We start from the raw sequence: 26,524 nt of genomic DNA on the forward strand, positions 1-26,524 counted from the left end.
CAAAGTCCTTATGAATTGAAAGATCATCCGCTAAAGACCATACCGCAAAAAATGTGAGCCTGCCTAACCCTACTCAATATTTGCGAGGTTGATGCGAGAGGGGCGTTGCTCCACAAAGCCGCCAGCTTCTTTTAATTTCACCAAAAATTCTTCAGTTAATTTGACAAATGCCTTGGCCCCAGCACTATTGGGCATAGAAATTACCGCTGGCTGGAATGTGTCGAGCGCCTTAGCGACATTGACGTCCATTGGGATTTTGTGTTGGAAAATTTGCTTACTTGTAAAATCATCGCTAACCCGTTTCATCACCTGATTGTAGTAGCGATTGAGGAGGCTACCGCCGGAGAGAATAAACACAATGCCCAGTAAGTTGAGTTTAATCGGGTCAACATTTTGCGGATCTGTATTCTGATGACTTTCCCGGAGGGCGCGAATCCGCCGTTGGAGTAATTGAATGCCCACCACCGACAAGGGTTCTGGGCGAGCGGGCAGAATATAAAAATCACTGGCGGCGAGACCGCTCCGGGTGACGAGGTTATAACCGGGGGCACAGTCCATGATGATGAAATCATATTTATCCATCACAGGCATGAGGATTCGTCGAATAAGGCTGAGTTCAAAATCATTCCAAACGGCCTGAAAATTCAGGTCGGTATGCCGATTAGATTTTTGATGGAGCATTTCGGAAACGAGATATTCGTCATAGAGCTCAATATCACCGGGCAGAAGATCTAAGCCCTGGACATTGGCAATGAATGGGCAGATAACATCGTTGATATCGAGGGTATGCGTGAGGGTCGGTTTGATGGCTGTTTCGATCAGGTAGCTGATGGTTCGGCGCCCTTTGCGGATGCGGGCAAAGTCTTGGGGGGGCATCAAACTGAGGGTGGCACTGATTTGAGAGTCTAGGTCAACGACCAGCACACGTTTTTTGTAGTGACGGGCAAGACAGGCGGCAAGGTTAACGGTGAGGGTTGTTTTGCCGACGCCCCCTTTCATGTTAACGGTACTGATGATGAGTGCCATAAAAACCTGGGGAATAGGTGTTTGGGTTAAGATTTTTAGCTATTGTACCGCCAACGTTTGTTTCCTTTTGGTATTGCTGTAACGGAAAATTTTTGTACTGCTGGGGCATCACTCTAGAGCCGTCTAGATGTCGCGGCGTTTCGGTTGCAAGGATTATTTTTAATTACTGTTATGTTCACGATTCGACCTTTTCAACCTCAGGATATTCCGGCGATCGCCCAACTATTCCATGACACAGTGCGGACGGTCAATGCCCAGGATTATTCCTCTGCCCAATTGCAGGCCTGGGCCCCTGATGATCTATATTTTCGTGACTGGCACGCCCGCTGCAGCGCTGGCTTCACCTATGTCGCTGAGGCCGCCGGACAAATCCTTGGCTTTGCTGAACTTTCTCTAGGGGGTCACATCGGTTGTTTTTATTGCCACAAAGATTACCAGCGCCAGGGTATTGGGAGGCAACTTTATCAGGCCCTCCTCGTTCAGGCTGAAAGTTTACACCTGAATGCTTTAACTGTTGAAGCGAGTATTACGGCGAAGCCTTTTTTTGAAGCCCTTGGGTTTCAAGTTAGCAAAAAACAATCAGTGCGGTGTCGCCAGGAAATCTTCACCAATTACGTCATGAGAAAATCCCTAGGCGATCGCCGCTAATCAATCACAAAAAAACCCCTAATCTCTAGGGGTCGCTACCGATAAAGCGCAAAATCAACTGATCGGCCTAGTCGAGATAACCGATTAATGTATCCATGTCATCGGTTTCATTCGGGGCAACGGGGCGATTTCCCATAATGACAATGCTTTCACTGATGTGGAGATGACTAGCCATGATCGGCCGGTTGCCGGAAACAGTCATTGTGCTCGAAATTTCCATGAGGCCTGCGGTCACGGGGCGATCGGCCCCAACAGCACGGTAGGTATGCATTACCTTGAGGTGGCTGGGTTCGATGGGGCGATTATTAGGGAGACCTAATTTTGCCGGCCCTTTGACAGAGAGGGCAACTACTTCTTCTTTTTTCGCGGTGCTGCGGGAACGGGTAGTCGTGGTTTTGGGCGTACTATCTTCTGCGGGGGTGGGCGTCGGGTTGTCGGTGGTCATGGGATTTCTCCTTGGGGTATCTGAACTGACACCTACTGAATCAAAATTTTAAGTAGGATATATGTTTTAAGAATTTTGTCGTGATCTTAATTATCCCAAATGATGGGACAAAGATTCTTTGCTGATCTTAGACAGACTTTGTCATAAATTCCCAACATTGTTTCTAAAGTGTCTCATTAATTCAAATTATGTTTGACGGGAGTAGCGCTTTGTTTCATCTCCATGCCCCCTTTGTGCCCACGGGAGATCAACCCCAGGCGATCGCCAAATTAGTTCAATCTTTAGAATCTCAAGCAAAATATCAGACCCTCCTGGGGGCAACGGGCACTGGTAAAACCTTTACAATGGCGGCGGTGATCGCCCAGATACAGCGGCCCACCCTGGTACTGGCCCATAACAAAACCCTAGCGGCGCAACTCTGCAACGAACTGCGGCAGTTTTTCCCCCACAATGCCGTGGAGTATTTCATCAGCTATTACGACTACTACCAACCGGAAGCTTATATTCCCGTCACCGACACTTATATTGAAAAAACCGCCTCCATTAACGATGAGATTGATATGCTGCGTCACTCGGCGACGCGATCGCTCTTTGAACGCAAGGATGTGATTGTGGTGGCCTCCATCAGCTGCATCTATGGCCTGGGGATTCCGAGTGAATATCTCAAGGCGGCGATCGCCCTAAAAGTAGGCGAAGAACTAGACCAGCGGGCGGTGCTCAGACAACTGGTGACGGTGCAATATCAGCGCAACGACACAGACCTCAGTCGAGGTAACTTCCGGGTGAAAGGGGATATCCTCGAAATTGTCCCCGCCTACGAAGACCGGGTGATCCGCGTCGAATTTTTTGGTGACGAAATTGAGGCCATTCGCCTCCTTGACCCCACCACCGGGGAAATTCTCCAGAGCCTCGACCAGATTAATATTTATCCGGCACGGCACTTTGTCACGCCCCAAGAACAGTTGGCGATCGCCTGCGAACAGATCAAGTCAGAATTAGAGCAACAGCTGAACGTTTTAGAAGCCGAAAATAAACTCCTCGAAGCCCAGCGACTACGGCAACGCACCAACTACGACCTGGAACTGTTGCAGGAGGTGGGCTATTGCAATGGCGTGGAAAATTATTCCCGTTTTCTCGCAGGACGGGAGGCCGGCTCACCTCCAGAATGTCTGATTGACTATTTTCCCGACGATTGGCTGCTGGTAATTGATGAATCCCACGTGACCGTCCCCCAGATCCGCGCCATGTACAACGGCGACCAGGCCCGCAAAAAAGTCCTTATTGACCATGGTTTCCGTCTGCCCAGCGCCGCCGATAATCGGCCCCTAAAGTCCGAGGAATTTTGGCAAAAGGTGAATCAATGCGTCTTTGTTTCCGCCACTCCCGGTAATTGGGAGCTGGAGCAATCCGACGCAAGGGTAATCGAGCAAGTGATCCGACCTACTGGGGTGGTGGATCCAGAAATCGATGTGCGTCCCACCGAGGGCCAAGTGGATGATCTGCTGGGAGAAATTCGCCAGCGGGAAAAACTCAAGGAGCGGGTTCTGATCACCACCCTCACGAAACGGATGGCCGAAGATTTGACCGACTATTTCAGCGAGCAGGGGGTGGCGGTGCAATATCTCCATTCTGAAATTAAATCCATTGAGCGGATCGAAATTTTGCAAGCTCTCCGGAAAGGGGAATTTGATGTTCTGATCGGCGTCAATTTGCTGCGGGAAGGCTTGGATCTGCCAGAAGTTTCCTTGGTGGCGATCATGGATGCAGACAAAGAAGGATTTCTCCGGGCCGAGCGATCGCTAATCCAAACCATTGGCCGGGCGGCGCGCCATGTGCGGGGGAGAGCGATTCTCTATGCGGATAATCTCACCGACAGTATGGCCAAGGCGATCGCCGAAACAGAACGCCGCCGCGCCATTCAAATCGCCCATAACAAAAAACACAACATCACTCCCCAGCCGATTAAAAAACGGGAAGAAAACGCGATTCTATCTTTCCTCGATATTTCCCGTCGTTTAAATTCCCAGCAACTCCAACAGGTGGTGGAACATATTAAAGACGTTCCCCTCGAAAAAATTCCTGATGTCATCGAACAACTGGAAGAACAGATGAAGGAATCTGCCAAAAACCTTGAATTCGAGCAGGCCGCTCTCCTGCGGGATCAAATCAAAAAATTGCGCCAGCAACTGCTTGGCCACTATGACGACTAAAAACTGTCAAAAGTAATGGGTAGGCGTAGAAACCAGAGTAGAGCTGTTGCAAGGTTAATGTCTCCCCGAAATTTCCCTTTGCCAGATGTTATGATTTAGTGTCCTGGTTCCCCTTACGCAAAAAAAGAGCTGAAGATTATTGCTTCAGCTCTTTCAGACATGATCATTTGAGTCGGAAAAATTTATTCTGCGTCTTCGATGCCAAAAACTCGAGCGACAATTTTTTGGACTTTGTAACCAGAATCGATAGATTCGAGAGGATCTTTCCGTAGGCGGTGCCGTAGGCAGAGGGTGACCACCCGACGGATGTCATCGACAGTCACTTCGGTGCGACCTTCATAGGCAGCTAAGGCTTTTGCAGCCCGGTTGGTGACGATGTCACCCCGTAGACCATCCACATCCGCTTCGGAACAGACTTCAGAAATTTTTACCTTCAAGTCCCGGTCAATAGTGACCTGGGGGAGCAGCTGCTGGGCACGGACAAGGCGTTCTTGTTCGGCTTTCTGTTCGGCGTCGTATTGCTGGAGGAAATCTGTGGGGTTCTGGTCAAAGGCAGAGCGGCGTTCGACAATTTCAACCCGTTGCTCAGGGTTGCGCTCGGTACGGATCTCAGCGTGCATCCCAAAACGGTCGAGGAGCTGGGGTCGTAGTTCCCCTTCTTCAGGGTTCCCAGACCCAACGAGGACAAAGTTTGCCGGGTGACGGATGGAAATCCCTTCCCGTTCAACGGTATTCCAGCCCCCAGCGGCGGAGTCGAGAAGCACGTCTACTAGGTGGTCATCGAGGAGGTTAACTTCATCTACATAGAGAACGCCCCGATTTGCTTTAGCCAGCAGACCGGGTTCAAAAGCTTTGACCCCTTCGGAAAGGGCTTTTTCGATGTCGATGGTGCCGCAAACTCGGTCTTCGGTCGCGCCGAGGGGCAGATCGATCATCGGCACTTTTTTGCGGGTAATCTCGATATGTTCGTTGTTTTCGAGTTTCTGCCGGACTTCATCGCCCATCAGTTCGGGATTACTGGGATCGCTGTTAAAGGGATCGTTGGCGACGACTTCGATTTCGGGCAGGAGATCGGCTAAAGCGCGGATGGTGGTGGATTTTCCGGTGCCGCGATCGCCCATGATCATCACGCCGCCGATTTTGGGGTCGATAATATTGAGTTTGAGGGCCAGTTTCATTTCATCTTGGCCGATTACTGCCGTAAAGGGGAACACCACACGACGTTTTACTTTTGCTTGGGAAGGAGCTTCAGCCGTTACTGTCATATCAATAGAAACTTTTGTAAGGGAACGTAATTTTTTATTTTAAAAATTCACAATTTATGATTGCTGATCACCCATCGTAACAGGTGCTGGGACGATAATGTAACCGGAGAGGCGATCGCCTAGGGTTTGGTTTTTTGCCTGGCCCCAGTACCACCAGTAAGCCCCCACATAGGCACAAACCAGGGCATCAATGCGGTCTTCGATTTCTTTGAGCTCACTGCCTTTAGCCGCCATGATCGGTTTAATCAAATCATCCCAAAGATGATTTAAGGTCAACTGCGGTTCGAGGGTCGTCAGAACCGTTTCAATGAGGCCCACCAAACGCAGCAATTCTTGGCGGCGATCGCCCAACTTACCTTTTTTGTATTTGATAATGCGATCGAGGTTAAACAGACGCACCATTGCTGGATGGGGAAACACCTCAATTTGATAGCGGCCCGGTTTTTGAGCGTCAATCTCTGGAGCATGGGCAAACCCTAATGTTTCAAGATCAAAGCCCAGTTGGGTAGTACGGGGGGCAAAGGGACGATTCAAATTAGCCGGATAGCAGCCCGCGTGGTACTTGCCAAAATATTTGTGGGTGAGGCGATCGGGCAGACGCGTCCCTGTTTTATTGGGGATAATTGTCGGCGCATCTACCGCCACCAGGCCGATGGATTCTTCCGGCAGCAGTTGGCCCACCCAGGTGACAATTTCTCCGGGGTCAAGGAGTAGATTGAAACTGTCAATCGTTAAATGTTGTTGCACCGAACTGAGACAACACAAACCACTCGCACCGGATGTCCAGCCGAAATCAACGCCCAGAAATTTCACTTAGGTTGCCCCATTAAAGCCTTCGGGGAGAATTGTCCCATCAAAAATCGCATTATGAAAATTAACCTGATCGACGGTTGCATCCAACAAAACAGCCTGGGTGAGATTGACATTGGTAAAATTTGACCAATACAACTTACTGCGAAAGAGCTGGGCTTCGCTGAGATCAGCGCCGCGCATTGTTGTCCAAGCCATTTGTACTTTCCGGAGGATGGCACGGCGTAGTTTGACATTGGTGAAATTGGCACTATTTAACTTGGCCTGACTAAAATCGGCATGGTCGGCGATCGCCCCAGTCGCATTCACCCCATGCATAATCGCATGGGAAAAATTCGCCCCCTTCAAATTTGCCCCAATTAAAATTGTGCTGGTGAGGTTGGCATTGCTTAAGTTGGCCCCCTCTAGGTTCGCTTGGGTGAGATTTGCCCGCCCGATAAAAGCATCGGTCAATATTGCATGGGCTAAGTCCGCTTCTCGTAGTACCGCTTCGTTGAGGGTCGCAGAACTGAGGTCTGCAGAGACCAGTTGTGCCTTGGAGAGGTTGGCCGCCCGTAACCCACCATAGGTCAGTTGGGCATTGGTTAAATTTGCCTCTGTGAGATCACAGGAAATGAGATTGGCCTCACTCAGATCGGCCTGGAGATTGGCATAGCTAAGATCGGCTTCCCGGAAATTAGCTTGTTTGAGGGAAGCACCAGTCAGGGTAACTCGAGATAATTGGCTCTCCCGGAGGTTGATGCCGTCAAAACTACTCCCCCCCAAAAAAGCACCTTCAAGGTCGACTTCCCGAAAGTCCCGTTCGCCAGCATTGTAGCGCTCTAATAGTTCTCCAGCATCCATTCGTTTCAAAATGCTAATCCTCCTGGGACGATGTTCGGTTGGGTCGGGATGGCCTGTGTGGGTCATGAATTCTTCTCTCTAGCATTTTAGAGGGATACATCTAGCCCCAAGCGATCGCCGCAACTATAGTTAAACAAGACCACAAAAAATCTATTTTGCAGCTCAAAGCATCCTTGTTTGGTTGGCCAAGCACCACCAAAGCCCCCCAATGAATCCAAGGAAGGTCAACAATAGCAGCCATGGAATCGAGATGGCGATCGCCTCTGGATGATCTGGGTGAAATTTACGATGGAGCTTATGTTTGACAGGCCGGTTGTGGATCAAATGCTGGTCAACGATCGCCGCAATATCCACTGGTTGCACGTGGCTATACCAAATATTATCTGGCAGAACTTTCACCATGGGGCCATTGCCACATTCTCCCAAACAGCTAGAGCGAATAACTTTTATATCCGTTGACACTTGTTTTTGAAAGGTTTCTAAAATCAAAAATGCCCCTTGTTTTGAGCAGGTTTTTTGACAACAAACCAAGACGACTTTATCCATTCAATATTTTTGTGATATCGATTTTAGTCTGTAAATTCTGCAGCATTAAACCCTGCAATCTTCGCAATAATCACATTGGGAAAACTTTCGATTGACTGTTCATATTGACTCGCTGCTTCATTGTATCTTTTTCGCTCAACAGCCAAACGGTTAGCGGTTCCAGCCAATTCATATTGTAAATTAATAAAAAGTTGATTACTACTTAACTGTGGATTGCTCACAGAGTATTCTGTGAAGTCATTAATCGCTTCATTGACTGTGGCGATCGCTGCGTTTTTTTCTACAGATGTTTGAGCCGTAAGATAACTTTCTTGGGCATTAACCAACTGAGTGACAATGCGCTCCTCTTGGTTGGCATAGGTTTTTGTGATATTGACTAAATCAGGAATTAAATCTGCTCGCCGCTGTTGTTGATTTTCGACCTGGGCCCAAGCCGCTTTAACTGCTGACTTTTGCGCGCTTAATTGATTAAAGGTAAAAACGCCCCAAATACCCATTAAAACCAATGAACCAAAGCCAATTTTTTTGAATAAAGCCTGTTTTTCCTGTTGTTGTTGTTGCGCTAGATTTTTTTGCTTTTGTTTAAGTTGAATATCGGCGATCGCCTTTTCGATCAGCTCTGCGGGGATTTCTACTTCGCTCCCAATTTGAATTAGATCTGCGTCTGTATAGCTATCCTGATATTCCGAATAATACTGCGAAGCTAAATCAAGAACTTCTTGGGCAATTTCATCGGGAATTCGTATGTTGTCTTGACTCATAATTGGGCCTGTATTATTTAAATTTTGTGACGGATCAATGCTTATACTGGAGTCATTTACCAGCTCCCTCCAGCACCACCCCCACCAGAACTGCCGCCCCCAAAGCTCCCTCCTGAACTGCTGCCCCTAGAGGAGGACGATGATCTGACCCGTTTAGGAATAATCTCGATTTTTTCTTCATGATAATCACAGTAAGCACAGGTTTTAGAGACTAATCTACTTCCCGTACTAACATAGGTTGGAGCAAGGATTACTTTGCTGTTTCTTTGCACCGTCCAACCATCACATTGGGGGCATTGGAGAATGCCAAAATTGGTTGAAAATAAAATATGAAAATTCAAAGTTCCTGGCGGTTTACAATGGGAACATTGCCAAGCAGTTAAATTGAGATATTTTTTGTTTTTTGAAAATTTTTCAACCTCTGTCAACTGAGCCTCCAGTAAGCTTTCTTTGACCTGGGTCATGGGTTGTCGACATTGTTTGCAATATACAGGGCGAGAAAAAAGTGAGCAACGCGATCGCCCTTTAGGTTCCACATAGCGGCGACGGTTTAAAAATTTATATAGTCCGCCACTAAAGAGCCCAGCTCCCCCCAAACCCAGCAGCCAATCCCAATGGCGGGTGGCAAATTTTTGGAGTGGAAAATCAGCAGGGGATAATTCAAATACAAGGGTTTTTGTTCCGTCTAAAACACCTTGTTCAAAATTCCCTACTCTGAATTGGGGAATAATTTTTTGGTCAATAATATTACCGACTTTAGCATCCGGCAAAATACCTTCGATACCGTAGCCTGTTTCTATTTCTACGCGGCGATCTCCCGTTGAGATCATAAATAAAATGCCGTTGTCAACCCCTTGTTTGCCAATGCCCCAGTGGTTAAATAATGCGGTCGTAAATTCTTTGGGAGAACCATAGTCAGCGGTATTTGGCACAGTCACAACGGCGATTTCTGTGCCATTTTTTGCCTCTAGCTCGGTGATGAGTCGATTGATCTGGGCTTCTGTTTCGACATTCAGGATATTTTCCATATCGGTCACCCAACGCCCGGATGTTCTGGGATTTGGCACACTGTTGATGTCGATTGCCTGGGCCGGAGCAGAGAAGTAGGCGATCGCTACCATAAGACCTAGGCTAGCTGAAAAAGTTTTCATAGTTTAAGTATCAGGGCAACAATAGCTCGGTGATCTGGTGGGGGCGTTGTTTCATTCACCATCGAACAGGTCAGCAGTTCAGGGCAGGCAAGCTATTTTTTAAAATCATGACAAAAGAAAACCTCAACTTCCTGAGGACGTTGAGGTTATTTACAGAATTTAATTTTTTATTACTCAGCGATCGCCACTTCCAGCAATTCTTCCGTCTCCTGGGCAACCACCTGCTCGATCGGGTGATTCGCCGCCTGGAGCATCGGCGTACTGGTGACAGAGCTGTCGGCAATCACAAATAAAGGATTTGACAGAATTCCGGCTAAAGATGTGATGATCACTGACAAGACCAGGCCAATTTGCAGCGGTTTCATGCCCACCGCCGTGAAGCTGACAACTGGATAGTTACGGACAGAATCAGACATTTCCTGGGGCTCTTTGACTACCATCATCTTAATCACGCGGATGTAGTAGTAGATGGAAATAACGCTCGTGATCAGACCCAGCAGGACCAAGCCATAGAGTCCGGCTTGCCAACCGGCCCAGAATAAATAAATTTTTCCGAAGAAACCAGCCAAGGGCGGAATCCCCCCCAGAGACAGCAGGCACACACTAAGACCAAGGGTGAGCAGGGGATCTTTTTGGTAAAGCCCTGCATATTCAGCAATTTGATCCGTACCTGTGCGTAGGGAGAACAAGATCACACAGGTGAAGGCGCCGAGGTTCATGAACAGATAGACCAGCAGGTAAAAAATAACGCTGGAATAACCTGCATCAGTGCCCGCCACAAGACCAATCATCACGAAACCCGCCTGGGCAATGGAAGAATAGGCGAGCATCCGTTTCATGCTGGTTTGGGCCAAGGCCACCACGTTCCCGAGCACCATACTGAGAATTGCCAGGGCTGTGAAGATAAAGTGCCATTCTTCACTAACGGGATTAAATACTGTGACCAACAGACGAATCGCCAGGGCAAAACCCGCTGCCTTAGACCCAACCGACAGAAAAGCGACAACTGGGGTCGGTGAACCTTCATAAACATCAGGCGTCCATTGGTGAAAGGGCACTGCCGAAATTTTGAAGGCGATCCCGGCGATCGCAAAAACCAAGGCGATCGCTAAAGCCAGGGATTGACCACCCTGGGGATCCGTAAAGCCAGCGGCAATTTCACTGAGAATTGTTTTTCCGCCCGATAGCCCGTAGAGCAAAGACACACCGTAGAGGAAAATCGCGGAACTTGCTGCCCCAATCAAGAGGTATTTCAACGCAGCTTCGTTAGAACGGGGATCCCGCTTCATGTAGCCCGTGAGCAGATAGGACGAAATACTGAGCATCTCCAGCGAGATGAAAATCATCACCAATTCATTTGCCCCAGAGAGGAACATCGCCCCTAAGGTTGCAGTGAGGAGGATACAAATAAATTCTGATAGTGCCGTGCCAGATCGTTCCACATAACGCACCGACATCATGACCGTAAAGGCCGTCGAGAGCGCAATGATTCCCCGGAAGAGAATGCTGAGATTGTCGCTATTAAAGGCGCCGAGGAAGGCGATCGGGTGTGGGTTGTCCCAGCCAAAATAGAGGGCAATGACAGACCCCAGCAATCCGGCGATCGCCGCATAGGGAATCCAGCCAGAACGCGATCGCCCGACAATTAAATCCCCCACTAGAACGACAATGAGGGTCAAAATCACAATACTTTCCGGCAGAATGGCTCCAGTGTAGAGCTGACTTGCTACGGTACTTGAAAAATCCATCTTTGCTCTTTGGCCTAGTGAACAAACATACATTACACAATACCGTAAAGCCGGAGTAAACGACTGAATTCCCAGTCCCGCCCCGAAAACTTACAAAAAATAAAATCTTGACGAAACATGGCCTCATGAGCCATTGATTAGATATATAAGGTATCCAAGCACCTCATTAATTCTTAACCCCTCACTTTTTGACAGCCCATGTCTACCCTTGTCATCGTTGAATCCCCGACCAAAGCCCGCACCATTCGCAACTATTTGCCGAAGGGATATCATGTGACGGCCTCCATGGGACATATCCGCGATCTCCCCTCTTCCGCCGAAGAAATCCCCAAAGAACAGAAAGGACTACCTTGGTCGCAACTAGGGGTCAACGTTGAGGAAAACTTCGCGCCCCTCTACATCGTGCCCAAGAAAAAAAAGAAGGTGGTCACGGAACTCAAACAAGCCCTCAAGGAGGCGGATGAATTAATCCTGGCCACAGACGAAGACCGCGAGGGGGAAAGCATTAGCTGGCATTTGCTCGAAGTGTTGAAACCGAAAGTGCCGATCAAACGGATGGTTTTCCACGAAATTACCCAAGAAGCTATTCAAAAAGCGTTGACCAATTGCCGCGAAATTGACTTTAACCTGGTTCATGCGCAGGAAACTCGCCGGATTTTAGATCGTTTAGTCGGTTATACCCTATCGCCCTTGCTCTGGCGCAAAATTGCGAAGGGACTCTCGGCGGGACGGGTGCAATCGGTTTCCGTGCGGTTGATTGTGCAACGGGAACGGGAAAGACAGGCGTTTCAGTCGGCCAATTTCTGGGATTTGAAAGCGGAACTGCTGCAAAAAAAAGCGAAATTTGAAGCGAAATTAATCACCCTCGGTGGCAAAAGATTAGCGACAGGGAGTGATTTTGATGCCACCACAGGTCAACTGACTAAGGGCAAAAGGGTTGTTGTTTTGTCCCAAGCGGAGGCGATCGCCCTCAAAGAACGCCTAACAGGGAAAGACTGGACCGTTACCCAAACGGAGGAAAAACCAACCACCCGTAAGCCTTCCCCGCCCTTCACCACTTCCACCCTGCAGCAGGAGGCCAACCGCAAACTGGGCATTTCCGCGCGGGATACGATGCGGACGGCCCAAAAGCTTTATGAAGAAGGCTATATCACCTACATGCGGACGGATTCGGTGCATCTGTCGGATCAGGCGATTACAGCGGCGCGGGATTGTGTCGAAACCAAATATGGCAAGGATTATCTCAGCCCCCAAGTGCGTCAGTACAAAACTAAAAGTAAAGGCGCCCAGGAAGCCCACGAAGCGATTCGTCCCGCAGGCAGCACCTTCCGCACCCCCCAGGAAACGGGTTTGAAGGATCGCGAACTCGCCCTCTACGACATGATTTGGAAGCGGACCGTCGCTTGTCAGATGGCAGACGCGCGCTTAACACAACTGTCGGTCATTCTGAAGGTGGAAGATGCGGAGTTTCGCTCGGCGGGGAAACGCATTGATTTTCCTGGGTTCTTCCGCGCCTATGTGGAGGGTTCCGATGACCCTGATGCAGCGCTGGAAAACCAAGAAGTGGTGTTGCCGGACCTCAAGGAAGGCGATCGCCCTACTTGCAAAAAACTAGAGGAAGTGGAACACAACACCCAACCCCCCGCCCGCTATACCGAAGCAAGTTTAGTGAAAGCCCTTGAAAGCAAAGGCATTGGTCGCCCCAGTACCTACGCCACCATCATCGGCACAATCGTCGATCGCGGTTATGTACAAATTCGCGATAAAGCTCTCACCCCAACCTTTACCGCTTTTGCGGTCACAGCACTCCTAGAGGAGCATTTTCCCAGCTTAGTAGATACTGATTTCACCTCTCGCATGGAGCAAACCCTCGATGAAATTGCCACGGGAGAAGTGCAGTGGTTGCCCTATTTAAAGGATTTTTACCTCGGTGAAAAGGGCCTAGAAACCCAAGTGAAGGTGCGCGAAAGTGATATTGATCCTGCTGTCGCTAAGGCGATCGCCATCGAGAGTTTACCCGTCAAAGTGAAGATTGGTCGTTTTGGCCCCTACATCGAAGCAGAAAACGGCGAAGAAAAAATTACTGCCTCTCTCCCTGCCGATCTCACCCCAGCTGATCTAAATCCAGCCCAGGTGGAAACAATCCTCAAACAGAAAACCGAAGGCCCTGAACAGGTGGGCAGTCATCCTGAAACAGGAGAACCGATCTTTTTGTTGGTGGGTAGCTATGGTCCCTATGTGCAGTTGGGCGCAGTGACTGAGGAAAACAAAAAACCGAAGCGTGCCTCTTTACCGAAAACCATCCAGCCAGAGGCGCTTACCTTACAGATGGCGGTGGATCTTTTGGCCCTGCCCCGACTATTGGGGGAACACCCCGAAACTGGTAAACCGATTAAAGTTGGCCTGGGACGCTTTGGCCCCTACGTTGTCCATGACCAAGGAAAAGATGGCAAAGACTACCGTTCCCTGAAAAAAGAGGACAACCTTTTTACCATTGATTTTGAGCGGGCGATGGAGCTATTGGCCCAACCAAAACGCACCCGTGGCAAGAGCAGTAGTAAAACCCCTTTGAAAGCATTGGGTAATCATCCCACTGACAATGAACCGATCAATGTCTACGAGGGCCCCTACGGAATCTATGTCAATCACCTCAAGGTCAACGCAGGATTACCAGAGGGGGAAACCGTCGAAACCATCACCCTAGAAAAAGCCCTTGAACTACTTGCGGAGAAAGCAGGCAGTAAAGCAACGAAAAAGAAAACGACCACGAAAAAAACCACAACTAAGAAAACAACTACCCGCAAAACCAAGTCGTCTTCATAAGCAGTTGTCAATAGTAGTGCCCAAGATCAGGCCCATGATTGAGCAATTAGGCGATCGCCCAGTCCGTCCCTCAAACATCTTGGGGCATAAAAAACCCTCATAAAAAAATTGCCTCTCTTCATAATTGGTAGAGAGGCATCAAACCAGCTATTGGGGTTTAAGGGAGAAGTTTAGAATTTAAAAAATATTAAAAGAATCAACTTCTAAAGCCTTAGAGCCACCTTCGCGAAGAATGGCAAAAACCCGTTCTAATTGTTTCCATAACAGACCAATGGTGGCAATGGTGAGGGGCAAAGAGAGGCTATAGGCAAACCAAGTGGGAATAAAAAAAACTTCAAGACCGCTGGCAAGAAAAATACTCATGCCCATACCTGTGCCAAACAGGGGCAACTGCAGATCGATAATTGCCAGTTGCTTACGAATATCATCTTGATTGGCAACAATACCCCGCGCTTTTAACTTGAGGGTGCTTTGGAAAGCCAAACCACTTGTTAGGGCAATAAATAATCCTAAACCCACCAAAATAAATGGAGGCTGAGGAATGTAGTAATAGTAATATTCCATTGATTTTTTACAAAACTTAATTAACTAGCCTTTATTATGACTGAGATTGGGCGAAACTCGGCAGGACTGCTGTTAAACGCTCCCCCGAAAAAGTTCTGAGGCTTGACCAAGCGGCTCCCAGGAGTTTTTGGGGTTGAAATTCATCCTTGAGGAGCGCCCAAATCCGCTGTACTTCTTCGGTATGCAGGCGATCGTCTTCGGTGAGAGCCAGTAAAATCAGGCGACGGATTTCTGCCCCTTCTTCAGACATTAGATACTGAAAGCCCAGTTGGGCGGTGGGAAAGATGTCAAATTGATTATCCGCTTGGGCGATCGCCAACATATTTTCCAGACGATGCCACTGGAATTTTCCATCCTTAAACAAAACCTCTAACAGCTTTCGGCGTAATTCTGGTGTTTCGGCAGTGAGTAGGCGACGGGAAACATAAGGATAGGATATTTCGACAATTTTAAAATCCGGGTTTAGGCTCAGGGCCAATCCTTCTTGGGTCACAAGGGAGCGGATAATCAGGGCAAACTTAGCAGGCACTCGAAAGGGGTATTCATACATCAGTGCCGAAAATTCATCGGTGATCGTCTTAAAGTTAAAATCGCCGACACTTTCTCCCACTGCCTTACCTAACACTTTTTCGAGGGCGGGAATAATTGGCCGAATATCGGTTTTTGGGGCCAGAAAGCCCAGTTCCACAAAATCCTTCGCTAGGGTTTGATAGTCTTGGTTAATTAACTGGACAACGGAGCTGGCGATCGTTTCCTTGGTGAGGTTATCAAGCTGATCCATCATGCCAAAGTCAATGTAAGCCATCCGCCCATCATAGGTGGCGAAAAGGTTACCGGGATGGGGGTCAGCATGAAAAAATCCATGCTCTAAAAGCTGTCTGAGTCCAGTGGTAACACCGATTTCAATGATTCTATTCGGGTCTAAACCCGCAGCACGGATGCGATCGAGCTCATTGAGTTTGTAACCATGAATCCATTCAAGGGTCAGTAAGCGGTGACTGGTATATTCCCAGTAGATAGCAGGCACTTTAACGGTGGGATCATCCCGAAAATTAGCAGCGAACTTCTCGGCATTTTTTCCTTCATTAATATAATCAATTTCTTCAAAAAGCTTGATGCCAAATTCATCGACAATCAAGGTCAAATCATGGCCCAGATTGAGGGGCAAATAGGGGGCAAATAGTTTGGCCCCGAGGCGCATTAAGTAGAGGTCGAGGGTCAATACTGGCAGGAGGTTTGGCCGCTGCACCTTGACGGCTACTTCTTCGCCACTGTAAAGGCGGGCTTGGTAAACCTGGGCCAAGCTAGCGGCGGCAATGGGATGGGGAGAAATTTCTTGGTAAATGCTGTCAACGGAGCGGCCAATGTCTTTTTCGATGATTGCAAAGGCAATTTCGTTATCAAAGGAGGGGAGTTGATCCTGAAGCTTAATTAATTCTTCGAGGAAATCAGGGCGAATAAGATCTGGGCGAGTAGAGAGGGCTTGGCCGACTTTGATAAAAGTGGGCCCAAGGTAGGTAAGAATTTCCCGGAGTTTATTGGCACGGCGGGCCCGGATTGCTGCTTTTTCTTCGCTTTTGCTGTCTAACCAGAGTTGCAGTGCAAACCACCCAAATAGCCAAATAATCGTACAGGCTCGCCAGATAGATTGCCAGGGACGCCAGCGATAATGGCGGGCGATCGCCTCAGCATCGTAACGGGTTAAGGTGGTGGAACCGAGCTTATGGTCAGGGGCAACGGAAGGATACTGGGTCACAGTGGTTTCGCCGTCAGTAAATTATGTGGTTTTGTAAAGTAAATCACATTGTATTGTATCGAAATTTTTTGCAGGGATACTTTTTCCAATGGGAAGAATGAAGCTAACACCCGCTTTTTTGTAATTGCTCACAGGGATTTGGGCAGATTAATTTGGGTAGCAAGGGCTTGCAACAGGGCAAAGCGATCGCCCAGCGTAGGGTTGTTGTTGGGAGTGGGGGATGGCATTAATTTTTGTAACGCAGCCTGGGCCGCAATTTTTTGGGCTTGTTTTTTGGATGCGGCAGAACCGCGACCCCACTCCTTACCCGCGATATAGACAGCGACGGTAAAAGTTTTAGCATGGTCGGCCCCCGATTCTGCCAGGGTTTTGTATTTAGGCACTTCGCCCTGGTGCGCCAAGGCCCATTCCTGTAACTGCCCCTTAAAATTTTGGGCGAGGGAATCTGAGGGTTCATTCACTAGGCGATCGGCCACAGGAATCACCAGATCTTCTACGAAGGCGATCGTCGCTTCAATGCCGGCATCGAGAAAATACGCCCCAACTATTGCCTCAAAGGTATTACTCAGAATTTCAGGATTTTGCCTAGCCCCTTCTTTTTCAGCTCCTTTCCCTAAGCGCAGCACCTGATCTAAGCCAAGCCCCTGGGCAAACTCCGCCAATTGATGGCGATTGTTTTCTAAGCTGGCCCGTAAACGACTCAACTCCCCTTCTTGGAAATCAGGATAACGCTCATAAAGTAACTTGCCCATGATAAATTTCAGAACCGCATCCCCCAAAAATTCTAGGCGTTCATTGTCTGCCGTCTCCTCCGATTGCTCATTGGCGAAGGAGCGGTGAGTGAGAGCCTGTAACAATAGAGGCGATCGCCGAAAAGGGGGCAAACTTGTCATGGTTAACCGAAACTTTATAATGTTCAGATAGGAAAATAAACCTAGCGTAAATCAATCCCGGAGCCAATGGCTGGCAAAGCCTCCAACAGCTTCGTTCACCAAAAACTTACGCACTGGCCAGCACTAGCCAAGTCTCACCCAACCAGATTCAACAAGCATAAGGGAAAACCTGCGGATCCATGTCAAGAATTGAAACTCGAACCGAACCCATGGTGATCAACATGGGGCCCCACCACCCCTCCATGCACGGCGTTTTACGCCTGATCGTCACCCTCGATGGGGAAGATGTCGTCGATTGTGAGCCCGTGATTGGTTATCTCCATCGGGGCATGGAAAAGATTGCCGAAAATCGCACCAATGTCATGTATGTGCCCTATGTGAGTCGTTGGGACTATGCCGCAGGGATGTTCAACGAGGCGATCACCGTCAACGCCCCCGAAAAACTCGCTGATATCGAAGTGCCAAAGCGGGCCCAATACATCCGGGTCGTGATGCTAGAGCTGAATCGCATTGCCAACCATCTCCTCTGGTTGGGGCCATTTCTCGCCGATGTTGGCGCCCAGACTCCCTTTTTCTACATTTTCCGGGAGCGAGAAATGATCTATGACCTCTGGGAAGCTGCTACGGGGATGCGCTTGATCAACAACAACTATTTCCGCATCGGTGGAGTTGCGGTGGATCTGCCCTATGGCTGGAACGACAAATGTCTTGATTTTTGTGACTATTTTGATCCGAAAATCGATGAATACGAGAAGTTGATCACCAACAACCCCATTTTCCGCCGCCGTGTCCAAGGGGTCGGTACAATCACCCGTGAAGAAGCAATCAACTGGAGTTTGTCGGGGCCGATGCTGCGTGCCTCTGGGGTAAAGTGGGATCTGCGTAAAGTCGACCACTACGAATGCTACGACGATTTTGATTGGGATGTGCAGTGGGAAACCGCCGGGGATTGTTTTGCCCGTTACCTGGTGCGAATTCGCGAAATGCGCGAATCGGTAAAAATTATCCGCCAAGCCCTCAAGGGGATGCCCGGCGGTGCTTACGAAAACCTCGAAGCCAAGCGGATGTTGGAAGGGAAGAAATCGGAATGGAATGGTTTTGATTATCAGTACATTGCCAAGAAAGTAGCGCCCACCTTCAAAATTCCCGCCGGGGAGCATTATGTACGCCTAGAGAGCGGTAAAGGGGAAGTGGGCATCTTTATCCAGGGCAATGACAACGTATTCCCCTGGCGTTGGAAAATCCGTTCGGCAGATTTTAACAATTTGCAGATTCTCCCCCACCTCCTCAAAGGGGTTAAGGTGGCGGATATTATGGCGATCCTCGGGAGTATCGATGTGATTATGGGTTCTGTGGATCGTTAACTATTACCTTTGAAAAAGTTGAAGGAGGGCGATCGCCCTCCCTTTTTTTGTTTGTATTGTCTGTAAAAATTGGGAAAAAAAAATGACGATCGCCCCGTTAGAAAGTTTAGAGTTTGCCAACTGCCCGCCAGAGACAGCGCAATATTTGGTGGTGATGCTCCATGGTTGGGGAGCCAACTACCATGACCTCAAACCCTTGGCGCGGATGCTGGAGCTGCCTCACTGCCGCTTTTTATTTCCCAACGCCCCTTTTCTCCATTTCCAGAGTCCCCTGGGCCGGGCCTGGTACGCCCTGGAACGGGAAGATTTTCAAGGGTTACCGGAATCTCGCGATCGCCTATTCACTTGGCTAGGTAATCTTGCGGCAATGACGGGGATTCCACCAGAACGGACGGCGATGATTGGCTTTTCCCAGGGGGGCGCGATGACCCTAGATGTGGGTTTGCAGTTTAATTTTGCGGCTCTCTGTAGCTGTAGCGGCTATCTCCATTACGATCCAAGCGCTCAACCAGAAAAAGAATATCCGCCAACTTTGCTGATCCATGGCAGCCAAGATCCGGTGGTCCCCATCCAGGCGGCGCACCAAGCAAAAACTCAATTACATCAAGTGGGGGTGCCGCTGGAGTATTTTGAATTTTCCGGGGGCCATGAAATTCCGGCGATCGCCCTGACGCAGATGACCCAGTTTTTGCAACAACATCTCCTCGAAAAGAAAATCTAGGGTTGCTTGCCAGTCTCGACGGGAATTTTCGAAGCTTTGGACGGAGCAACCGTTTTTTCTACCATTGGATCGGTAAACCAAGTCGCGATTTTTTCCCGCTGGTTAATCAAATAAATGCTCACCAGAGTGAGGCCAACCCCAAACCACTGGAGAGTACTCAATTCTTCTCCCAGGAGTAAATTGCCAAAAATCAGGGCAAAAACAGGTGTGAGAAAAGTGAGGGCGCTGAGGCTCGTTAAATTACCCTCGGAAGCCAGGTAGAAAAATAAACCATAGGCGATCGCACTCCCAAAAACTGCCGCATAGGCCAGCTCCCACCAGCCTGCCACGCCGATAAATTGCCATTGCAGGATTTCTAGTTGATCCGAAGCAATGAAAAGCGGGATCCCTCCCAGCACCATATGCCAGCCCGTCGCCATCACTGGATCAGCGTGGCGGCTCACATAGCGGATGAGAATTGTCCCCACCGCCATCGATAGGGAGGCCCCCAACATCAGCACTTCGCCGCTCACCTCTAGGCTATCCCACTGGAAAAAGGAAAAATCTCCATGCGCCACCGCAAAAATCCACGCATCGGGAATACCAATTAAACTGATTCCGGCAATCCCAAAACCCAAGCCGAGCCAACCCCACAGGCCAATCACTTCCCCAAATAGCCAACTGGATAACAAAGCCACCGCTAACGGTTGGGAGTCAATCATCACCGACCCTAAACCTGCCCCTGTTTTCACCAAGCCCTCGGCGAGAAAACCTTGGAACATGAGGCCATCAACCAACGCAAACAGAGCGATCCAGAGCCAACCCTTGGGAGAAATGTGGCGATCGCGTCCCGACAGTAGCCCAAACAAGAGAACCAGTAATCCAGCTGGCACTAAACGCAATCCCGCGAGGAACAGAGGCGTCGTTTGGGGCATCACCCCTTTCATGGCGACCATGGCTGTCCCCCAGAGAAAAAAGGGAGCGATGAGCACGAGCGGCAGTTGGCTAAAGCTTGACTTCGAGAGATTAGGGGCCATAAATTCGCGGCGGCGGTGAAGACTCAGTTCGATGTGTCGTAATGTTAAGCATAGGGGAAATTTATCCAGTTTGCTGTCTTTTCTCCGACAGTTCTGTGGTTAGTTCCAGCGCTTTCTGAGAAAAAATCAGCTTAATTCTCTCCAAAAAGCACAGTGAGGCCGGAAGAATCAGTTAGCATAGAAAATTAGTGCCCTAAACCCTGAACCGAGTGGGCCTCTGTTTACCTCTTCTCTATTGAACAAAAATCCCTATGGTGTGGCCTTTTCCTCCAAAAACCCGTAAACAAATTGCCCGCATTGAAATCACCGGGGCGATCGCCGCTGATACCCGGAAGCGAGTCCTCAAGGCCCTCGAAGAAGTTGAAGAAAAAAAATATCCTGCCCTCTTGTTACGTATCGACTCCCCTGGGGGGACGGTGGGTGATTCCCAAGAAATTTATTACGCTCTGAAAAAACTCCAGAAAAAGACAAAAATTATCGCCAGTTTCGGTAATATTTCCGCCTCTGGTGGGGTCTATATTGGCATGGGCGCCCAGCACATCGTCGCGAACCCCGGCACCATTACAGGGAGTATCGGTGTCATTTTACGGGGTAACAATTTAGAGCGTCTCCTCGAAAAAGTCGGTGTTTCTTTTAAAGTGATCAAATCCGGCCCCTACAAAGATATTTTGTCCTTTGACCGGGAGCTGACCGAAGCCGAAGAGAAAATTCTCCAGGACATGATCGATATTAGCTATGGCCAGTTTGTGAAAACTGTTGCTGAGGCCCGTAATCTAGAAGTCGAGACAGTCAAAACCTTTGCTGATGGCCGCATTTTTACAGGCGAACAAGCAAAAGAACTGGGGGTTGTCGATCGCCTCGGTACCGAAGAAGACGCCCGTATCTGGGCTGCAGAGCTTGCAGGTTTAGACCCAGAAAAGGCAGAATGTCGCACCATCGAAGAACCCAGACCCCTTGTCAGCCGCCTCCTTAGTCGTAGTCAATTGAGTTCTCCCATGGGAAGAACCCTGAATTGGGTAGAATTTGAACTGGCAACGGCGGGACAACCCCTGTGGCTCTATCGACCCTGATTGATTGATAAAATTTTGTGATGCTTGAGGCGGAGGAAAACAACGTGGACTGGAAGGTGCGGGCCATTCGAGGCGCAATTACGGCAACGGCCAACACAAAAGAGGCGATCGCCGATGCGGTGCGAGAACTCCTCGATGACATTGAGGCCCGTAATCAACTAGACCCCGAAGAAATCATCAGCGTTGTGTTTACGACTACAGCAGATTTAGACGCGATTTTCCCGGCGGCGATCGCCCGGCAACGGCCCAATTGGGATAATGTCCCTCTTCTAGATGTGCAACAAATGGCGGTCCAGGGCAGCCTCCCCCGGTGTGTACGGGTTCTCATCCATCTCAACACCCCTAAACCCCAAGCTGAAATGTATCACTCCTATCTCCGCCATGCCCAAAATCTGCGCCCCGATTGGCATCTGGCTCAGGTGGCGGGTCGGTAAATCGCCAATCAGCGGAAAAAATTTTTACTAATTTTTAATGTTAAATTCTGTTCTTGAAGAAGAAGGGCCTCACAGATTATTGACAATTCCCATTCCAGGGCAATTAGTAGATAGCAATTAATTAAATAAAAATAAGCAACACGCCAATACTGGATTTTTCAATATATTTCATCCCACAAAATCAAGGAACAAAGGAACTTAGGGACGAGATAAAATCGTCAGTATATATTTAGGTGCAATGGTAAGTGCATAAGTCCATATGTGCCGTAAGTATAAATTACGAGCATATATTGCAATTTCATCCCAATTTTTTTCTACAACCTGTGAAGACAATGAAAGCCAATCAATTTTTGACATCCATGGGCCGTTCGACAACCCTGGCAGTGTTGGCCCTGACCTTGGGGCTCGGTAGTAACGAAGCATTAGCCCAAGTACAACCGACTATTTCTGTACCGGAATTTAAAAATGAAACCAGTGGTAGTAATTGGTGGTGGTGGAATAACAGTGTTTCCCAAGAGTTAGCAGATGCTCTCAGTAATGAATTGACCGCCACGGGCAACTTTCGTGTTGTAGAGCGCCAAAATCTCGGCGCCGTTCTCTCAGAACAGGAACTTGCAGAACTGGGTATTGTTCGCCCAGAAACTGGTGCCCAACGGGGTCAAGTCACCGGCGCTCAGTATATCGTCCTCGGCCAGGTGACCTCCTATGAAGAAGGGGTACAGGAAGAGTCCACAGGTCTTGGGATTAGCGGGATTCGTATCGGTGGTTTTCGCATTGGTGGCGGTGGTCGTGGCTCAAGCGAAGAGGCCTATGTCGCCGTTGATCTCCGAGTTGTAGATTCGACGACTGGGGAGGTTGTTCATGCTCGCACCGTGGAAGGTCGCGCCACTTCTACCGAAAATTCTGGGGGCGCAACGGCTAGCTTTGCTGGCATTAACCTCGGTGGCGATCGCACGGCCACAAATCGCGCCCCCGTGGGCCAGGCACTCCGTGCTGCCCTTATTGAAGCAACCGATTATCTCAGTTGTGTGATGGTAGAACAGGATGGTTGTCTTGCGACCTACCAGGCCCGGGATGATCGCCGTCGCGAAAATACCCGGAGCATCCTGGACCTAGACTAGGGTTAAACACCAAACATCCAAAGCAAAAGTATCTGTAATCAGCTGAAATAGCTGATTTTTTTTGGAAAACAAAAGTACTATTTGCTAGCATTCTTGAATCTGTTGAAATTAACGCCTATAATGAGAATCAAATAGTTTCTGTATCAAAAGTAACTAAATCAAATTTTTCTTAAAGGGAGTTTAAGGTTATGCGGATGCGCAAAGAGAAAAATGAGACCCTCCGGGCGATGGAACGGGTTTGGGCAAGACATGTCCTCAAGCAGCAGACAACCCAAGGCCAACCGACGGAAGCCATTAGAGAAGCAAAAGAAATCCTCAATGAATACGGCGAATAAAGCTTTAAAGGAATGTTTCCTCAGCAGGGCATGTCGTTGCACATGCCCTTTTTTTATTGATTAACCCAGTTCAAAGCTAGTCACACCGAAGATATCTGCCAGGAGAATCGTTGGGGGCGTTTGGGTATACATTCGCGCTGTTTCAAAAACAGGTTGCATGTGATGACGTTGAGCCAAGGCGATCGCCTCAGGGTTAATCATGGGCACATCAAGGAATAATTCACCACTAGCAGGAATGCTGCCTTTGAGGGCGAGAAAAAGACTTTCTGCAATTTTAGGATTGTTGGCAAACAGAGGGCCGATCTTATAACCCCGACGGCAGGGACGGACCATGCCATAACCCGTAATTTCAGAACCATTGACCATGGCCCAGGTAGTGCTATGCGGTTGCTGGAGCCAAGATTTTAAAAAAGTGTGACGATCGCCCGGAAAGAACCGCTGATCATAGGCACAGATTTTTTCGATTTCTATGGCAGCAAGGGGTTTTAAAGGGAGATTTTCGGGCATCTCACCACCGCCAACCCCGCTGTAGCGCACATTGTTATAGGCTAGGGTGAAACCAGACTTTTTGTAATTTTCCTGCTGGGCTACCACCCCATCGAGGCCCACATTGCGACCTGCGACGGAGGCCATGGCTGCCTGCCAAATTTTCCAGCCATAACCTTGGCCGCGATATGCTGGTTTGACGAGATAAAAGCCCACAAATGCAAAATTCGGGGCATATTTCACCGCTGAGATGGTGGCGATCGCCTCCCCATTGAGCAGACCGACGAAAAATCCTGTCGGATCCGCTGCATAGAAACTAGTTGCGTCCTGTAGACCAGGATTCCAGCCTTCCTGAGCTGCCCACTCCACTGCCAAATCCAACTCTGCCCGGGTCATTATTCTAATGTCGTAGGTTCCGGCCATGGCGATCGCTCTCTTGAAATTTTTTCAGTCTAGCCCGAATATTTTGACAACTTTTCGCTCTGTTGCATTTCCTGATAATTGCGTAGGATGGAGGCAGTTTTTGGAGGGAGATAGTAATGATTCCAGGCGAACTGCGTCCCCAGACTGGGGACATCGAACTCAATGCGGGCCGCGAAACCAAGGTGATTACAGTGGCAAACACAGGCGATCGCCCGATCCAGATTGGCTCCCACTTTCATTTTTTTGAAGTCAACCCAGCCCTTGCCTTTGACCGGGATACAGCGCGGGGTATGCGTCTGAATATTCCGGCAGGGACAGCGATTCGATTTGAACCGGGCGATGAAAAAGAAGTAGAATTGGTCGCCTTGGCGGGTCGCCGCCATGTGTATGGTTTGAACAATTTGGTAAATGGAGCGTTGGATTAGATGGGTGCAGTGATTGGGATTGACCTGGGGGGAACCGCCATTAAAGGGGGAAAATTTAGCCTTGATGGAGTTTGCTTAGCGGAAAAAATGGTGCCCACTCCGCAACCCAGTACCCCAACTGCTGTCGCTGAGGCGATCGCCCACCTTGTCAATGGACTCAACGCCGACGGAAGCTGTCGAGCGGTTGGCATTGGCATTCCTGGCCCCGTCGATGGCAGCGCTCGTATCGCCAAGGTCGCGATTAATCTCAGCGGCTGGCAAGATGTGCCCCTCGCCGCTTGGGTGGAGGAAAAAACAGGTCTGTCGACAACACTGAATAACGATGCCAACTGTGCCGGTCTTGGAGAAGCCTGGTTAGGGGCAGGGCGCGATCGCCAAAATTTAATCCTGATTACCCTGGGGACTGGGGTCGGTGGGGCGATTATTCTTAATGGCCAACTATTTACGGGGCACTACGGTGCAGCAGGAGAACTAGGACTCATCACGCTCAATCCTGACGGTCCCCCCTGTAATAGTGGCAACAATGGCTCCTTTGAACAATATTGTTCGATCAATGGCGTTAAACGTATCTCTGGTAAAGATCCTGGAGAATTAGGTCAACTGGCCCAGGCGGGAGATGCGGCGGCGATCGCCCATTGGCAAACCTATGGCAAATTGCTCGGGGCTGGGCTCACCAGCTTGATTTATATTTTTACCCCCGAAATTGTGATCATTGGCGGCGGCATTAGTGCCAGCAGTGAATTTTTCTTGCCAGCGGCGATCGCCGAAATTGAGCGACGGGTCTTGCCCTCGTCGCGGGTGGACCTAGAAATCACCAAAGCCACCCTAGATAATAATGCGGGGATGGTCGGGGCCGCGAAACTGGCACTCCAACAGTTCAGTCTAGTTTAAAAAATATCTACGATCAGTCTCTTTAGGGAAATAAAACGACCTGGTTATCAGGTGTTTTTTGACGGCGCCAAGAAATTTCCTTTAGGATAAAACGAGTTTCTTTGCACCGTATGGGGTTTTGCTATGGTGGGTCGAAAGCTCGCATTTAACCGTAATGCCGCCCTGGAAAAGGCGATGGAACTGTTCTGGGAAAAGGGTTACAGCGCCACAAGCCTTACGGAACTTCTAGACTACATGGGTATCCAGCGCCAAAGTTTGTACAACACCTTTGGCAATAAACACGATTTATTCCTAGAGGCGATCGCCTATTACGGCAAAGTCGCGGTGCGCCAACTGGAAGAACGCCTCAACTATTCCGCCTCGCCCCTCGATAATGTCCGTAATCTGTTCTACCAGACCGCTGAAAACGCGAAAATCCTTGGTTGTCGGGGCTGCTTTGTGGTAAACGCCATGATTGAGCTGGCCCCCCATGACCCCCAGGTGGCGGCCCTCGTCGAACAAATTGCCCAAAAAGTCGAACGGATTTTTGCCCAAACCCTCGATCAGGCGATCGCCAACGGTGAGCTTCCCGAAAATTTCGATAGCCCAAAAACCGCCCGCTATCTTTACCACGTGCTGTTGGGTCTGAATACCCGTATTAAAGGCATTCCCAACCCTGAACATCTCAGAGAAACCCTCGATCTTGCCTTGCTAGTGTTGCAACCTCACTAAAAATCTCCCTGGCTTAATTACTTAGAACATCAACCAGA

26 protein-coding genes are annotated in these 26,524 nt (G+C 49.1%); 12 read left to right on the top strand and 14 right to left on the bottom strand.

All coding sequences use genetic code 11. The annotated features are described in order from the left end of the window. Nucleotides 1-69: 69 nt before the first annotated feature. The gene (locus ACZ45B_RS02020; RefSeq protein WP_024544786.1) at nucleotides 70-1,026 is read right to left on the bottom strand and encodes a ParA family protein; all 957 of its coding nucleotides are present in this window, start codon (nucleotides 1,024-1,026) and stop codon (nucleotides 70-72) included. A 171-nt stretch (nucleotides 1,027-1,197) separates the two neighbouring features. Here ACZ45B_RS02020 and ACZ45B_RS02025 point away from each other — a divergent pair, with 171 nt between their 5' ends. Next, nucleotides 1,198-1,674, top strand: a complete 477-nt coding sequence (locus ACZ45B_RS02025) for a GNAT family N-acetyltransferase (protein WP_464674927.1) — start codon at nucleotides 1,198-1,200, stop codon at nucleotides 1,672-1,674. Between the two features lie 67 nt (nucleotides 1,675-1,741). On the opposite strand, the gene ACZ45B_RS02030 is transcribed toward ACZ45B_RS02025, so the two are convergent. Next, nucleotides 1,742-2,119, bottom strand: coding sequence for a hypothetical protein (locus ACZ45B_RS02030; protein WP_024544787.1), 378 nt, complete (start codon nucleotides 2,117-2,119; stop codon nucleotides 1,742-1,744). A 188-nt stretch (nucleotides 2,120-2,307) separates the two neighbouring features. Here ACZ45B_RS02030 and uvrB point away from each other — a divergent pair, with 188 nt between their 5' ends. Continuing rightward, a complete protein-coding gene (gene uvrB, locus ACZ45B_RS02035) occupies nucleotides 2,308-4,329 on the top strand; it encodes an excinuclease ABC subunit UvrB (RefSeq protein ID WP_024544788.1) in 2,022 nt (673 codons plus the stop codon). A 182-nt stretch (nucleotides 4,330-4,511) separates the two neighbouring features. Here uvrB and bchI read toward each other — a convergent pair whose 3' ends face one another. The 7 genes from bchI to ACZ45B_RS02070 all read right to left on the bottom strand — a co-directional run bounded on the left by bchI (nucleotide 4,512) and on the right by ACZ45B_RS02070 (nucleotide 11,453). Then, complete coding sequence (gene bchI, locus ACZ45B_RS02040; protein ID WP_024544789.1) at nucleotides 4,512-5,594, bottom strand: magnesium chelatase ATPase subunit I; 1,083 nt, start codon at nucleotides 5,592-5,594, stop codon at nucleotides 4,512-4,514. A 54-nt stretch (nucleotides 5,595-5,648) separates the two neighbouring features. Then, complete coding sequence (locus ACZ45B_RS02045) at nucleotides 5,649-6,407, bottom strand: DUF429 domain-containing protein (RefSeq protein ID WP_024544790.1); 759 nt, start codon at nucleotides 6,405-6,407, stop codon at nucleotides 5,649-5,651. Further along, the gene (locus tag ACZ45B_RS02050; protein WP_024544791.1) at nucleotides 6,408-7,247 is read right to left on the bottom strand and encodes a pentapeptide repeat-containing protein; all 840 of its coding nucleotides are present in this window, start codon (nucleotides 7,245-7,247) and stop codon (nucleotides 6,408-6,410) included. Between the two features lie 162 nt (nucleotides 7,248-7,409). Beyond that, on the bottom strand, nucleotides 7,410-7,793 hold the full coding sequence (locus ACZ45B_RS02055) for a (2Fe-2S) ferredoxin domain-containing protein (RefSeq protein ID WP_024544792.1): 384 nt from the start codon (nucleotides 7,791-7,793) through the stop codon (nucleotides 7,410-7,412). A 23-nt stretch (nucleotides 7,794-7,816) separates the two neighbouring features. Further along, a complete protein-coding gene (locus tag ACZ45B_RS02060; RefSeq protein ID WP_024544793.1) occupies nucleotides 7,817-8,554 on the bottom strand; it encodes a LemA family protein in 738 nt (245 codons plus the stop codon). 56 nt (nucleotides 8,555-8,610) lie between these two features. Beyond that, a complete protein-coding gene (locus ACZ45B_RS02065; RefSeq protein ID WP_464674929.1) occupies nucleotides 8,611-9,705 on the bottom strand; it encodes a TPM domain-containing protein in 1,095 nt (364 codons plus the stop codon). A gap of 170 nt (nucleotides 9,706-9,875) precedes the next feature. Further along, nucleotides 9,876-11,453 carry an NAD(P)H-quinone oxidoreductase subunit N gene (locus tag ACZ45B_RS02070; protein ID WP_024544795.1) on the bottom strand — a complete coding sequence of 526 codons (1,578 nt, stop codon included), beginning with the start codon at nucleotides 11,451-11,453 and terminating at the stop codon, nucleotides 9,876-9,878. Nucleotides 11,454-11,651: 198 nt separating this feature from the next. On the opposite strand from ACZ45B_RS02070, the gene topA reads away from it, so the two are divergent. After that, on the top strand, nucleotides 11,652-14,276 hold the full coding sequence (gene topA, locus ACZ45B_RS02075; protein ID WP_464674931.1) for a type I DNA topoisomerase: 2,625 nt from the start codon (nucleotides 11,652-11,654) through the stop codon (nucleotides 14,274-14,276). Nucleotides 14,277-14,453: 177 nt separating this feature from the next. On the opposite strand, the gene ACZ45B_RS02080 is transcribed toward topA, so the two are convergent. From ACZ45B_RS02080 to rnc, 3 genes are all read right to left on the bottom strand, one after another. Then, nucleotides 14,454-14,840 (bottom strand): hypothetical protein, encoded by a 387-nt coding sequence (locus tag ACZ45B_RS02080; protein WP_024544796.1) that lies wholly within the window; start codon nucleotides 14,838-14,840, stop codon nucleotides 14,454-14,456. Between the two features lie 34 nt (nucleotides 14,841-14,874). Next, complete coding sequence (locus ACZ45B_RS02085) at nucleotides 14,875-16,596, bottom strand: ABC1 kinase family protein (protein ID WP_024544797.1); 1,722 nt, start codon at nucleotides 16,594-16,596, stop codon at nucleotides 14,875-14,877. Nucleotides 16,597-16,724: 128 nt separating this feature from the next. Next, on the bottom strand, nucleotides 16,725-17,489 hold the full coding sequence (rnc, locus tag ACZ45B_RS02090; protein WP_024544798.1) for a ribonuclease III: 765 nt from the start codon (nucleotides 17,487-17,489) through the stop codon (nucleotides 16,725-16,727). Between the two features lie 179 nt (nucleotides 17,490-17,668). On the opposite strand from rnc, the gene ACZ45B_RS02095 reads away from it, so the two are divergent. Both ACZ45B_RS02095 and ACZ45B_RS02100 read left to right on the top strand, forming a co-directional pair. Further along, entirely contained in the window at nucleotides 17,669-18,853 is a 1,185-nt protein-coding gene (locus ACZ45B_RS02095) for an NAD(P)H-quinone oxidoreductase subunit H (protein ID WP_024544799.1), read from the top strand. Between the two features lie 82 nt (nucleotides 18,854-18,935). Next, on the top strand, nucleotides 18,936-19,574 hold the full coding sequence (locus ACZ45B_RS02100; RefSeq protein WP_071990917.1) for an alpha/beta hydrolase: 639 nt from the start codon (nucleotides 18,936-18,938) through the stop codon (nucleotides 19,572-19,574). Here the strand turns inward: ACZ45B_RS02100 and ACZ45B_RS02105 are convergent. Further along, nucleotides 19,571-20,590: a DMT family transporter gene (locus ACZ45B_RS02105; protein WP_024544801.1), complete on the bottom strand. Its 1,020-nt coding sequence runs from the start codon at nucleotides 20,588-20,590 to the stop codon at nucleotides 19,571-19,573. The genes ACZ45B_RS02100 and ACZ45B_RS02105 overlap by 4 nt on opposite strands. A gap of 251 nt (nucleotides 20,591-20,841) precedes the next feature. Here ACZ45B_RS02105 and sppA point away from each other — a divergent pair, with 251 nt between their 5' ends. From sppA to ACZ45B_RS02125, 4 genes are all read left to right on the top strand, one after another. Continuing rightward, complete coding sequence (sppA, locus tag ACZ45B_RS02110; protein ID WP_024544802.1) at nucleotides 20,842-21,660, top strand: signal peptide peptidase SppA; 819 nt, start codon at nucleotides 20,842-20,844, stop codon at nucleotides 21,658-21,660. Nucleotides 21,661-21,680: 20 nt separating this feature from the next. Continuing rightward, nucleotides 21,681-22,094: a chorismate mutase gene (aroH, locus tag ACZ45B_RS02115; protein WP_029681637.1), complete on the top strand. Its 414-nt coding sequence runs from the start codon at nucleotides 21,681-21,683 to the stop codon at nucleotides 22,092-22,094. Nucleotides 22,095-22,426: 332 nt separating this feature from the next. Then, nucleotides 22,427-23,215, top strand: coding sequence for a CsgG/HfaB family protein (locus tag ACZ45B_RS02120; protein WP_024544804.1), 789 nt, complete (start codon nucleotides 22,427-22,429; stop codon nucleotides 23,213-23,215). Nucleotides 23,216-23,403: 188 nt separating this feature from the next. Continuing rightward, nucleotides 23,404-23,550, top strand: coding sequence for a hypothetical protein (locus ACZ45B_RS02125; protein ID WP_158505971.1), 147 nt, complete (start codon nucleotides 23,404-23,406; stop codon nucleotides 23,548-23,550). 60 nt (nucleotides 23,551-23,610) lie between these two features. Here ACZ45B_RS02125 and ACZ45B_RS02130 read toward each other — a convergent pair whose 3' ends face one another. Further along, nucleotides 23,611-24,459 (bottom strand): GNAT family N-acetyltransferase, encoded by an 849-nt coding sequence (locus ACZ45B_RS02130; protein ID WP_024544805.1) that lies wholly within the window; start codon nucleotides 24,457-24,459, stop codon nucleotides 23,611-23,613. 116 nt (nucleotides 24,460-24,575) lie between these two features. Between ACZ45B_RS02130 and ACZ45B_RS02135 the strand changes: the two genes are divergently transcribed. The 3 genes from ACZ45B_RS02135 (at nucleotide 24,576) to ACZ45B_RS02145 (ending at nucleotide 26,486) form a co-directional block, all read left to right on the top strand. Continuing rightward, entirely contained in the window at nucleotides 24,576-24,884 is a 309-nt protein-coding gene (locus ACZ45B_RS02135; protein WP_024544806.1) for an urease subunit beta, read from the top strand. Further along, nucleotides 24,885-25,775 (top strand): ROK family protein, encoded by an 891-nt coding sequence (locus ACZ45B_RS02140; protein WP_096416320.1) that lies wholly within the window; start codon nucleotides 24,885-24,887, stop codon nucleotides 25,773-25,775. A 123-nt stretch (nucleotides 25,776-25,898) separates the two neighbouring features. Next, nucleotides 25,899-26,486, top strand: coding sequence for a TetR/AcrR family transcriptional regulator (locus tag ACZ45B_RS02145; RefSeq protein ID WP_024544807.1), 588 nt, complete (start codon nucleotides 25,899-25,901; stop codon nucleotides 26,484-26,486). Nucleotides 26,487-26,524: the final 38 nt, after the last annotated feature.

This window comes from Picosynechococcus sp. NKBG15041c (assembly GCF_055380235.1).

Excerpts from the sequence above, each read along its gene's own strand:
- ACZ45B_RS02020 (WP_024544786.1), bottom strand. The coding sequence starts at position 1,026 with ATGGCACTCATCATCAGTACCGTTAACATGAAAGGGGGCGTCGGCAAA.
- ACZ45B_RS02025 (WP_464674927.1), top strand. The coding sequence starts at position 1,198 with ATGTTCACGATTCGACCTTTTCAACCTCAGGATATTCCGGCGATCGCC.
- ACZ45B_RS02030 (WP_024544787.1), bottom strand. The coding sequence starts at position 2,119 with ATGACCACCGACAACCCGACGCCCACCCCCGCAGAAGATAGTACGCCC.
- uvrB (WP_024544788.1), top strand. The coding sequence starts at position 2,308 with ATGTTTGACGGGAGTAGCGCTTTGTTTCATCTCCATGCCCCCTTTGTG.
- bchI (WP_024544789.1), bottom strand. The coding sequence starts at position 5,594 with ATGACAGTAACGGCTGAAGCTCCTTCCCAAGCAAAAGTAAAACGTCGT.
- ACZ45B_RS02050 (WP_024544791.1), bottom strand. The coding sequence starts at position 7,247 with ATGGATGCTGGAGAACTATTAGAGCGCTACAATGCTGGCGAACGGGAC.
- ACZ45B_RS02055 (WP_024544792.1), bottom strand. The coding sequence starts at position 7,793 with ATGGATAAAGTCGTCTTGGTTTGTTGTCAAAAAACCTGCTCAAAACAA.
- ACZ45B_RS02060 (WP_024544793.1), bottom strand. The coding sequence starts at position 8,554 with ATGAGTCAAGACAACATACGAATTCCCGATGAAATTGCCCAAGAAGTT.
- ACZ45B_RS02065 (WP_464674929.1), bottom strand. The coding sequence starts at position 9,705 with ATGAAAACTTTTTCAGCTAGCCTAGGTCTTATGGTAGCGATCGCCTAC.
- ACZ45B_RS02070 (WP_024544795.1), bottom strand. The coding sequence starts at position 11,453 with ATGGATTTTTCAAGTACCGTAGCAAGTCAGCTCTACACTGGAGCCATT.
- topA (WP_464674931.1), top strand. The coding sequence starts at position 11,652 with ATGTCTACCCTTGTCATCGTTGAATCCCCGACCAAAGCCCGCACCATT.
- ACZ45B_RS02080 (WP_024544796.1), bottom strand. The coding sequence starts at position 14,840 with ATGGAATATTACTATTACTACATTCCTCAGCCTCCATTTATTTTGGTG.
- rnc (WP_024544798.1), bottom strand. The coding sequence starts at position 17,489 with ATGACAAGTTTGCCCCCTTTTCGGCGATCGCCTCTATTGTTACAGGCT.
- ACZ45B_RS02095 (WP_024544799.1), top strand. The coding sequence starts at position 17,669 with ATGTCAAGAATTGAAACTCGAACCGAACCCATGGTGATCAACATGGGG.
- ACZ45B_RS02100 (WP_071990917.1), top strand. The coding sequence starts at position 18,936 with ATGACGATCGCCCCGTTAGAAAGTTTAGAGTTTGCCAACTGCCCGCCA.
- ACZ45B_RS02105 (WP_024544801.1), bottom strand. The coding sequence starts at position 20,590 with ATGGCCCCTAATCTCTCGAAGTCAAGCTTTAGCCAACTGCCGCTCGTG.
- sppA (WP_024544802.1), top strand. The coding sequence starts at position 20,842 with ATGGTGTGGCCTTTTCCTCCAAAAACCCGTAAACAAATTGCCCGCATT.
- aroH (WP_029681637.1), top strand. The coding sequence starts at position 21,681 with ATGCTTGAGGCGGAGGAAAACAACGTGGACTGGAAGGTGCGGGCCATT.
- ACZ45B_RS02120 (WP_024544804.1), top strand. The coding sequence starts at position 22,427 with ATGAAAGCCAATCAATTTTTGACATCCATGGGCCGTTCGACAACCCTG.
- ACZ45B_RS02125 (WP_158505971.1), top strand. The coding sequence starts at position 23,404 with ATGCGGATGCGCAAAGAGAAAAATGAGACCCTCCGGGCGATGGAACGG.
- ACZ45B_RS02130 (WP_024544805.1), bottom strand. The coding sequence starts at position 24,459 with ATGGCCGGAACCTACGACATTAGAATAATGACCCGGGCAGAGTTGGAT.
- ACZ45B_RS02135 (WP_024544806.1), top strand. The coding sequence starts at position 24,576 with ATGATTCCAGGCGAACTGCGTCCCCAGACTGGGGACATCGAACTCAAT.
- ACZ45B_RS02140 (WP_096416320.1), top strand. The coding sequence starts at position 24,885 with ATGGGTGCAGTGATTGGGATTGACCTGGGGGGAACCGCCATTAAAGGG.
- ACZ45B_RS02145 (WP_024544807.1), top strand. The coding sequence starts at position 25,899 with ATGGTGGGTCGAAAGCTCGCATTTAACCGTAATGCCGCCCTGGAAAAG.